The organism is Protofrankia symbiont of Coriaria ruscifolia (assembly GCF_900634745.1).
GTDB lineage: Bacteria > Actinomycetota > Actinomycetes > Frankiales > Frankiaceae > Protofrankia > Protofrankia californiensis.
Genome location: NZ_CAAAFR010000053.1, coordinates 62,407 through 71,852 on the forward strand (window position 1 = coordinate 62,407; position 9,446 = coordinate 71,852).

8 protein-coding genes, 1 pseudogene and 1 CRISPR repeat array are annotated in these 9,446 nt (G+C 66.0%); of the genes and pseudogenes, 8 read left to right on the forward strand and 1 reads right to left on the reverse strand.

The features are described 5' to 3' along the window. Positions 1-80 precede the first annotated feature (80 nt). From sufD to CV1CTNOD_RS08195, 6 genes are read left to right on the forward strand one after another with little or no spacing between them, the layout of a single operon-like run. The gene (gene sufD, locus CV1CTNOD_RS08170; protein ID WP_131785549.1) at positions 81-1,214 is read left to right on the forward strand and encodes a Fe-S cluster assembly protein SufD; all 1,134 of its coding nucleotides are present in this window, start codon (positions 81-83) and stop codon (positions 1,212-1,214) included. After that, positions 1,214-1,531 (forward strand): non-heme iron oxygenase ferredoxin subunit, encoded by a 318-nt coding sequence (locus CV1CTNOD_RS08175; protein WP_131766224.1) that lies wholly within the window; start codon positions 1,214-1,216, stop codon positions 1,529-1,531. The genes sufD and CV1CTNOD_RS08175 overlap by 1 nt, the downstream gene beginning before the upstream one ends. Before the next feature lie 59 nt (positions 1,532-1,590). Then, on the forward strand, positions 1,591-2,370 hold the full coding sequence (gene sufC, locus CV1CTNOD_RS08180) for a Fe-S cluster assembly ATPase SufC (RefSeq protein ID WP_131785540.1): 780 nt from the start codon (positions 1,591-1,593) through the stop codon (positions 2,368-2,370). Positions 2,371-2,372: 2 nt separating this feature from the next. Beyond that, entirely contained in the window at positions 2,373-3,704 is a 1,332-nt protein-coding gene (locus CV1CTNOD_RS08185; protein ID WP_242606489.1) for a cysteine desulfurase, read from the forward strand. After that, a complete protein-coding gene (gene sufU / locus CV1CTNOD_RS08190; RefSeq protein WP_131766226.1) occupies positions 3,701-4,162 on the forward strand; it encodes a Fe-S cluster assembly sulfur transfer protein SufU in 462 nt (153 codons plus the stop codon). The genes CV1CTNOD_RS08185 and sufU overlap by 4 nt, the downstream gene beginning before the upstream one ends. Next, positions 4,159-4,668, forward strand: a complete 510-nt coding sequence (locus CV1CTNOD_RS08195) for a metal-sulfur cluster assembly factor (protein ID WP_242606490.1) — start codon at positions 4,159-4,161, stop codon at positions 4,666-4,668. Before sufU ends, CV1CTNOD_RS08195 begins: the two co-directional genes overlap by 4 nt. Positions 4,669-4,900: 232 nt before the next feature. On the opposite strand, the gene CV1CTNOD_RS08200 is transcribed toward CV1CTNOD_RS08195, so the two are convergent. Further along, entirely contained in the window at positions 4,901-5,617 is a 717-nt protein-coding gene (locus tag CV1CTNOD_RS08200; protein WP_165485382.1) for a Uma2 family endonuclease, read from the reverse strand. 449 nt (positions 5,618-6,066) lie between these two features. On the opposite strand from CV1CTNOD_RS08200, the gene CV1CTNOD_RS08205 reads away from it, so the two are divergent. Continuing rightward, positions 6,067-6,561 (forward strand): zinc-binding dehydrogenase, encoded by a 495-nt coding sequence (locus CV1CTNOD_RS08205; RefSeq protein ID WP_242606491.1) that lies wholly within the window; start codon positions 6,067-6,069, stop codon positions 6,559-6,561. A 19-nt stretch (positions 6,562-6,580) separates the two neighbouring features. Next, positions 6,581-6,783, forward strand: a pseudogene (locus CV1CTNOD_RS08210) (CRISPR-associated endonuclease Cas2); the annotation flags it as partial. A 112-nt stretch (positions 6,784-6,895) separates the two neighbouring features. Next, positions 6,896-9,437: direct repeats of the CRISPR family, unit length 30 nt; unit sequence GTCCGTGATCATCCCTGGAGGGATTGAAAC. The last annotated feature ends 9 nt before the right edge of the window (positions 9,438-9,446 follow it).

Below are 9,446 nucleotides of genomic sequence, written 5' to 3' on the forward strand. Positions count from 1 at the left end.
CCGGTACCGGTGTTGGTACCAGCGTGACCGTGCCGGTACCGGGGTCGTCGACCGGCCTGCCGGTCGGCTCCAGGCCCGGGGTGGCCGCGGGCCGGCCGGACGGGCGGCCCGACAGCCGGCCGCGTCCGGTGCACTCCCGCGACCCGCAGGCGCATCCCGTGCCGACCGGGCGCGAGGAGGAGTGGCGGTTCACCCCCCTGCGTCGGCTGCGCGGCCTGCTTGCCGGCCCGGACGCCGCCGACGCCGCCCTTGAGGTGACCGTGCAGGCCCCACTGCCGGTCACGGTCGAACACGTCGGTATCGACGACGGGCGCATCGGGCGGGTACTGACCCCGGCCGACCGGGTGTCGGCGTTCGCGATGACCCGGGCCGAGCACGCCGTCGTGATCACGGTTCCCGCCGAGGCCGCGCCGGAGGAACCGGTGGTCGTGCGGCTGCACGGCGGCGGCGGGGTCGCCTACGGCCATCTGGTCGTCGAGGTCGGCGCGTTCGCGTCCGCCACGGTGGTGCTCGACCACACCGGGCAGGCCACGTTCGCCGGTAACGTCGAACTGTCGGTCGGCGACAGCGCGTCGCTGACGCTGGTGTCGCTGCAGGACTGGGACGCCGGTGCGGTGCACGTGGCCGCGCATGCCGCCACGGTCGGCCGCGACGCGCGGTTTCGTTCGTTCACTGTCACCCTCGGTGGTGACCTGGTGCGGCTGTCACCTACGGTCACCTACGCCGGGCCCGGTGGGGACGCGGAACTCTACGGCCTGTTCTTCACCGACGCCGGTCAGCACCAGGAGCACCGGCTGCTCGTCGACCACGGCCCGCGGTCGTGCCGCAGCCGGGTGGCCTACAAGGGTGCCCTGCAGGGTGACGGCGCGCACGCGGTGTGGATCGGCGACGTCGTGATCGGGACGGACGCCGTGGGTACCGACACCTACGAGCTCAACCGTAATCTCGTCCTGACCGACGGTGCCAGGGCGGATTCGGTGCCGAACCTGGAGATATCCACCGGTGAGGTCGTCGGTGCCGGTCATGCCAGTGCGACCGGGCGTTTCGACGACGAGGCGTTGTTCTACCTGATGGCGCGGGGTATTCCGGCGGACGAGGCGCGGCGCCTGGTCGTCCGGGGCTTCTTCGCCGAGATCGTTGACCGGATCGAGATCGATTCCCTGCGGGAGCGGATCACCGCGGCGGTCGAGGCCGAGCTTGGCGGGGTCGTCTAGTGGGTGGTTTCCAGCGGGCGTGTGCCCTGTCCGACCTGAGTGAGGAGGTCCCGCTCGGGGTGGAGATCGACGGGGAGCCGGTGTGCCTGGCCCTGACGGGTGGGCAGGTCTACGCCATCCGCGACGAATGCTCGCACGCCGACGTCGCCCTCTCCCAGGGCGAGGTCGAGGACGCGAAGATCGAGTGCTGGCTGCACGGCTCGCAGTTCGACCTCACCACAGGTGAGCCCCTCGGGCTGCCGGCAACCGAGCCGGTGCCCGTCTACCCGGTGAAGATCGACGGCGACGACGTGCTGGTGGACGTCGGCCAGTCATAGCGCATAGGGCAAGCCATAGCGCATAGCGCAAGCCATAGCGGTTTGAGGAGATTGAACAAGTGTCGACCCTTGAGATCCGTAACCTCCATGTCTCGGTGGAGACCGACTCCGCCGAGGGGAGGGAGATCCTGCGCGGCGTGGATCTGACGATCCGCCGTGGCGAGACCCATGCGATCATGGGGCCGAACGGCTCCGGCAAGTCGACGCTGGCGTATTCCATTGCCGGTCACCCCAAGTACACGATCACCGAGGGCACGGTGACGCTGGACGGTGTCGACGTCCTCGCGATGAGCGTCGACGAGCGTGCCCGCGCAGGGGTCTTCCTGGCCATGCAGTACCCCGTCGAGGTGCCCGGCGTGTCGGTGTCGAACTTCCTGCGCTCGTCGGTGACGGCCGTGCGCGGTGAGGCACCCAAGCTGCGGACGTGGGTCAAGGAGGTCCGCGACTCCATGGTGACGCTGGAGATGGACCCGGCGTTCGCCGAGCGCAGCGTCAACGAGGGTTTCTCCGGCGGCGAGAAGAAGCGCCACGAGATTCTCCAGATGGCCCTGCTCAAGCCGAAGATCGCGATTCTGGACGAAACCGACTCGGGCCTTGACGTGGACGCACTGCGGATCGTCTCCGGCGGTATCGAGTCCGTCCGTGCCGCGGGGCAGACCGGCATCCTGCTGATCACCCACTACACCCGCATCCTGCGGTACGTGAAGCCGGAGTTCGTCCACGTGATGGCCGGCGGTCGCATCGTCGACTCCGGCGGCCCGGAACTCGCGGCGGTCCTGGAGGATGCCGGCTACGACCGGTATGTGAAAGCGACCGAACCGGCCGGGACGGTGGCATGACGATGACCGACACGAGGCTCTCGCCCGCCCCCGTTGGAGGGGTAGGCGGGCCGAGGTCCGGATACGACGTCGAGCAGATCCGCAAGGACTTCCCGATCCTGGCGCGGCGCGTCCACGACGATCGGCCGCTGGTCTACCTCGACAGCGCGGCGAGCTCGCAGAAGCCCACCCGCGTCCTGGACGCCGAGCGGGACTACTACGAGCTGCACAACGCCAACGTCCACCGCGGCATCCACGTACTCGCCGAGGAGGCCACCGCGCTGTATGAGACCGCCCGCGACAAGGTCGCGGCGTTCATCGGCGCACCCCGGCGTGACGAGGTCGTCTTCACCAAGAACTCCTCCGAGGCGCTGAACCTCGTCGCCTACGCGATGAGCAACGCGGCGGCGTCGGGTCCGGAGGCGGAGCGTTTCCGGCTCGGGCCCGGCGACGAGGTCGTCGTCACCGAGATGGAGCACCACTCCAACCTGGTGCCGTGGCAGATGCTGTGCCGGCGGACCGGGGCGACACTGCGCTGGATCGGCCTCACCGACGACGGCCGCCTCGACCTCTCCACCCTCGAGCAGGTGATCACCGATCGGACGAAGATCTTCTCGTTCGTGCACCAGTCGAACATCCTCGGCACGGTCAACCCGGTCGCGACGCTGGTCGCCCGGGCCCGCGCGGTCGGCGCGCTGGTCGTGCTCGACGGATCTCAGTCCGTGCCGCACATGCCGATCGACGTCACCGCGCTGGATGTGGACTTCCTCGCCTTCACCGGCCACAAGATGTGCGGACCGACCGGTATCGGCGTGCTGTGGGGCCGCCACGAGCTGCTGGAAGTCATGCCGCCGTTCCTCGGCGGCGGTGAGATGATCGAGATCGTGACGATGGAGGCGTCGACCTACGCCGTCCCGCCGCACCGGTTCGAGGCCGGCACGCCGATGATCGCCCAGGCGGTCGGTCTCGGCGCCGCCGTCGACTACCTGACCGACCTCGGCATGGACGCGGTCGCCGCGCACGAGCACGACATCACCGCCTACGCCCTCGAGCGGCTGACCGCCGTACCGGGGTTGCGGATCATCGGGCCGCCGGACGCGCTCGACCGGGGCGGCGCCATCTCGTTCGTCCTGACCGGCTCCGACGACCGGCCGTTGCACCCGCACGACGTCGGCCAGTTGCTCGACGAACTCGGTGTCGCCGTTCGCGTGGGGCATCACTGTGCCCGCCCGGTCTGCCTGCGCTTCGGTGTTCCGGCCACGACACGGGCGTCCTTCCACCTGTACTCGACCCGCGGTGAGGTCGACGCACTCGTGGAAGGTCTGGGGCACGTCCGGAGGTTCTTCGGAACGTGAAACTGGACTCCATGTACCAGGAGATCATCCTGGACCACTACCGCAACCCGCACCACCGTGGGCTGCGCGAGCCGTTCGACACCGAGGTCCACCACGTCAACCCGACCTGCGGCGACGAGGTGACCCTGCGGGTCAAGGTCGCCGACGGTGTGGTGACGGACGTCTCCTACGAGAGCGAGGGCTGCTCGATCAGCCAGGCGTCCGCGAGCGTCATGACCGATCTTGTGATCGGCAGGTCCGTCACGGACGCGCTCGAGCTGGAACGGGAGTTCCTGGCGCTGATGCAGTCCCGCGGCACCATGGACCCGGACGAGGACGTGCTGGAGGACGCGGTCGCCTTCGCGGGCGTGTCGAAGTATCCGGCCAGGGTCAAGTGCGCCCTGCTGTCATGGATGGCCTGGAAGGACGCGACCGCGCAGGCGGTGGGCGGCATCCCGGAACAGGAGGCAGACCGATGAGCGAAACTACTGTGGCCGACCAGGAGGCGACCGGCACGGACACGGCGGTGGCGCAGGCCGCGCAGGCCGTCGGCGACACGGCCGCCGTTGACGGGACGGCCGCCGTTGACGGGACGGCCGCCGTTGACGGGACGGCCGCCGTTGACGGGACGGACGTCGTTGGCGAGACGACTGCCGTTGGCGACAAGGCCGCCGTTGACGACGTCGAGGAGGCCATGCGCGACGTCGTCGACCCCGAGCTCGGCATCAACGTCGTCGACCTGGGCCTGGTTTACGGGATCAACATCCACGACGACAACACCGTGACCCTGGACATGACGCTGACGTCGGCGGCGTGCCCGCTGACGGACGTGATCGAGGACCAGACCCGCTCCGCCCTGACCGACGGGCCGGACGCGCTGGTCAACGACGTGACCATCAACTGGGTCTGGATGCCGCCGTGGGGCCCCGACAAGATCACCGATGACGGCCGCGAGCAGCTGCGAGCCCTCGGCTTCAACGTGTGAGCGTAAACGCGTCGTGCATGGTCTGATCCGCCATTTCCCTGGAAGGTCGGCCCGGCATTTTCGGCCAGGTATACTGATTCAGCTGTACATGTGTCCTGGTGTATGTGCTCGAATAGTGCCGGACATGGCGGCCGGTTTCGAGCGGAAGACGTCCGAGCCCTGTAAAACAGGGCTCGGACGTCGGGGGCTGCCGGGAGTGTCTTGATACGCTCCCGGCGGTTTTTCTTTTCTGTCAGGCCAGAAGGGCGGCGGGGGAGAAGCTGACCGGAAACGGCCTCTCCACCTTGCACATCGCCGAGTCCTCGATATATGTGATCTGCTCGTATCGGTCTTCGGCCAGTTCGAAGACGGAGATCGCCAGTATATCCGGATCGATGACCCAGTAGGATGGGATGCCGGATGCCTCGTACTCGCCGAACTTCTCCTTCCGATCGTACCCTCGCCCGTATCGGGACAGGATCTCGACCACGAGAATTGGGATTTTGGCCTTGATGTGCGGCATGACGACGATATCGGGTTGAAGGATGCGTCCGCGCGTCAATGTGATGTCGAAAGGGGCGGGAAGTGTTCGCGCGGTACCGGTCTGAGCGCCGACGAGAATGGTCAGCAGGTGCGCCACCGCGAGTTGGTGGGTGTATCCGGGGGACGGACTCACCACGATCGTCCCGTCGAGTAGCTCGTACCGCCTGCCGTCTTCGGGCGTCTGGCGCAGGTCATCCGAGGTGAAACCGTCCGGGTGACGGGAGCGGAAGAAGGTAATTCCGTTGCGGGTCTCGACCGCGCCGATGCCGAACGGCCAGCGTCGCAGGTCAGCATCGGTGAGCGGTTCGTGGGGAACGCCGGCGAACCGGGATCGCGCCCATGCCTCCTCGTCCGGGGGTGGTTCGTCCCCGGGTGGTCCGGCCGGTGGGGACGTCGACGGATCATCTTTCACCATCACTCTGGTCATGGTGCCACTCCTCCGGGCGTCGAGACAGCACATTTGCTGCAAAGCATACGGCAAAACGTAATCGATTTGTTGCGGTAAGTAGATATAGCGGTTAGTTGATCGGAGGCGTCCCGGGAAGCGGGCACCTCACCCGGGACGTTGCCACTGACCGGCGTGGACGAGACGCGCGATCTGTCTGCGCGTGGGTCCGGACGCCTGCGCCTGGAAGCTGCTAATCATCCTGTTCCGTTGTCGAGAGATCATCCACGGACCTTTCATGCATGATCGCTACGATTGTGTCCCCGCGTGCGGAAAACAGCGCTTGAGCTGAACTCAGGGTGAGGTTGTGGATCCGGTTCCGGGAGTGTGAGCTGATCGGAAGGGCCTCATGCGCGCGGTGTGGTTGAAGGAGTTCGGCGGGCCGGAGGTGCTCGTCGCGGGCGACACGCCGGACCCGGTGGTTGGGCCCGGTGGTTGGGCCCGGGCAGATGTTGATCGAGGCAGCGTTCGCCAGCATCACCTTTGTGGATACTCAGCTTCGTGCGAACGGTGCCGGGCCGTACCCGGCGAGGCTGCTGATAATCATGGATAACGGTGTGGGCGGCGTGGTCACGGCGGTCGGTGCGGACGTCGACAAGGGACTGGTTGCCAAGCGGGTGATCAGTAGCACGAGTGGTTCGGATGGCTACGCCGAGCGCGCGGTGGGGGATGCCGGCGGACTCGTCGAGGTCCCCGAGGCTCTGGACCTTGACTGCGCGGTAGCGTTGCTGGCCGACGGGCGCACGGCGATGATGTTGGTCCGCGCGACCGGGCTACGCGGCGGGGAACGGGTCCTGGTCGAGGCGGCGGCCGGCCGGTTGCGTCCGGTGATCGGGCAGCGGTTCCCGCTGGAGCGAGCGGCTGACGCGCATGCAGCCGTCCAGCCGCGGGCCACCATGGGCAAAACCCTGCTGGAAGTGCGGTGATGAGTCTCTCGCTCTCAAGATCTGTTGCGAGTATCTTCACTGGGTTCAGCGCAGCGTGTTCGAAGGGGGCTGTCCGCCGCCCAGTACCAGGCCTTCCCCCCCGTACTGCGCACCAATTTCGATCTTGACTACGACGGCATCCGGATCTATCGGACGCGGTCCCCGCACCTGGTGGAGACCGAGTGGCTCGGACACGAGATGGGCAACCAGGACTCAATCCTCTATGATGAGGATCATGGCTGTGACCTGGGGGTTTGCACTACCGCCGGACCGCTGCAAAACAGTCCTCCGATCAGCCCCGCAAACAGCCCCTGACCTGCGCGTTTATCCTCGGGTCCGTGATCATCCCTGGAGGGATTGAAACAAGACGGGCGCCGCGCCGGCCGCCCGCTCCACGAGGTCCGTGATCATCCCTGGAGGGATTGAAACGCGGGCTCCTGGGCGTCCCGGCCGACCGCGTCGCGCTCAGTCCGTGATCATCCCTGGAGGGATTGAAACGGGAGCGCGCGCCAGCACGCCGGGCAGCAGGAGCGGTCCGTGATCATCCCTGGAGGGATTGAAACGGGTCGTCGCCCCGCGCTTGCGCGGTGAGCCCGGCGCCGGTCCGTGATCATCCCTGGAGGGATTGAAACAGATGGGCCCGGACGGTGCCGGCGCCAAGGCCCTTGTCCGTGATCATCCCTGGAGGGATTGAAACGTAAGCCTGTGTAAATGTGAAGAACGACTGTGCGCTCGTCCGTGATCATCCCTGGAGGGATTGAAACATGAAGTCGCGACACTTGCACTACCACCAGGAGTCTGTCCGTGATCATCCCTGGAGGGATTGAAACGACGGCTGACCAGTGGCTTTCGCAACGTGATGGGCAAGTCCGTGATCATCCCTGGAGGGATTGAAACGCGAGCTTGTCGGCGTGGCCCGCCATCTTGGCGAGTCCGTGATCATCCCTGGAGGGATTGAAACGAGACCAGGGCACCGGCAAGACCAACCAACTGCAGGTCCGTGATCATCCCTGGAGGGATTGAAACACACCCTGCGGGGCTGGTACCAGCGCCGGATTCCCGTCCCCGTCCGTGATCATCCCTGGAGGGATTGAAACACACCCCCGCGCCCGTCGTCGCCCAGGCCCTCGGCTAGTCCGTGATCATCCCTGGAGGGATTGAAACAATGACAAGGCGGCGGTCCTGCCGTGCGCGCCCGCTCGTCCGTGATCATCCCTGGAGGGATTGAAACAGAGGACGACGATGGCGACGCCGAGGTGGGGATAAGTCCGTGATCATCCCTGGAGGGATTGAAACTGTCTCCAGCATCCGCGAGCCCTGCTGTGCTCAAGTCCGTGATCATCCCTGGAGGGATTGAAACAGGTCACCCCACAGGGCATCGCGAAGGGCGGGACGGTCCGTGATCATCCCTGGAGGGATTGAAACATGGGGGCCTCTCCCACCCACCATCTTCTCGACATCGTCCGTGATCATCCCTGGAGGGATTGAAACGCGGCCCGCTCGCCGCCGGAGCGCCGGTCCCGGCCGGTCCGTGATCATCCCTGGAGGGATTGAAACGGCCGTCTGCGCGAGGCCGTGCCCACCACCTGACCCAGTCCGTGATCATCCCTGGAGGGATTGAAACAGGAGCGCTAGAACGCGGTCGCCATAAATCGCGTGCACGTCCGTGATCATCCCTGGAGGGATTGAAACGCGTGCAGTTGCGCGAACGGCGTGGCGCGGTGGCGGTCCGCGTCCGTGATCATCCCTGGAGGGATTGAAACCTGAGCGCGGCATGGACGAGCAAGACATCGACGGTCCGTGATCATCCCTGGAGGGATTGAAACGCTGGTACCACGCTCAGCATCCGCGCGGGTGCGAGTCCGTGATCATCCCTGGAGGGATTGAAACACATGCCCACCGACTACAGCCCGCTGACCATCAATGTCCGTGATCATCCCTGGAGGGATTGAAACGCGGCGAGGCGAGCCTCTTCGGACTCGATGGCGGCGTCCGTGATCATCCCTGGAGGGATTGAAACGAGTACCGGCTGACCGGTGCGGGAATGAGCTGCCGGTCCGTGATCATCCCTGGAGGGATTGAAACACTGCCACGGACGCCGAGCCGGGCGACTACTCGCCCGTCCGTGATCATCCCTGGAGGGATTGAAACTAATTCAACCTGCCGATCACCGAGCAGTACTCGGCAAGTCCGTGATCATCCCTGGAGGGATTGAAACATCGCCGCTTGCCGGCGGGCATCATCTGGCACTGTGGTCCGTGATCATCCCTGGAGGGATTGAAACACCGGCACGGCGGAATGCCTGGACGTCAAGGAAGGCAGTCCGTGATCATCCCTGGAGGGATTGAAACGGGACGTCACCACAGCAGTCCGCGAGCGCGCCGCCCGTCCGTGATCATCCCTGGAGGGATTGAAACAGGCCCTGATCACCCGGCACGGCGTCGATCGCCTCGTGTCCGTGATCATCCCTGGAGGGATTGAAACATCAGTGGGCCGATGATGGACTGGAGCTCCCGACGGGTCCGTGATCATCCCTGGAGGGATTGAAACACGGCTGGGTGGCCCCGGAATGGGAACCGTGGGGTCCGTGATCATCCCTGGAGGGATTGAAACGTTGCACGCCCTGGCGTGGGGGAATGAGAGAGGCCGGTCCGTGATCATCCCTGGAGGGATTGAAACACGGTCTGTCCCTCGGCGAGTTGCAGCCGGGCCGTGTCCGTGATCATCCCTGGAGGGATTGAAACAGCTAGGAGTGCTGGTGTTGCTCTCCGTGTTTTCCTGTCCGTGATCATCCCTGGAGGGATTGAAACGGGGTCGTGCGGGCCAGCAGGCTCGTGATGAGCCCGGTCCGTGATCATCCCTGGAGGGATTGAAACCCGGTCGGG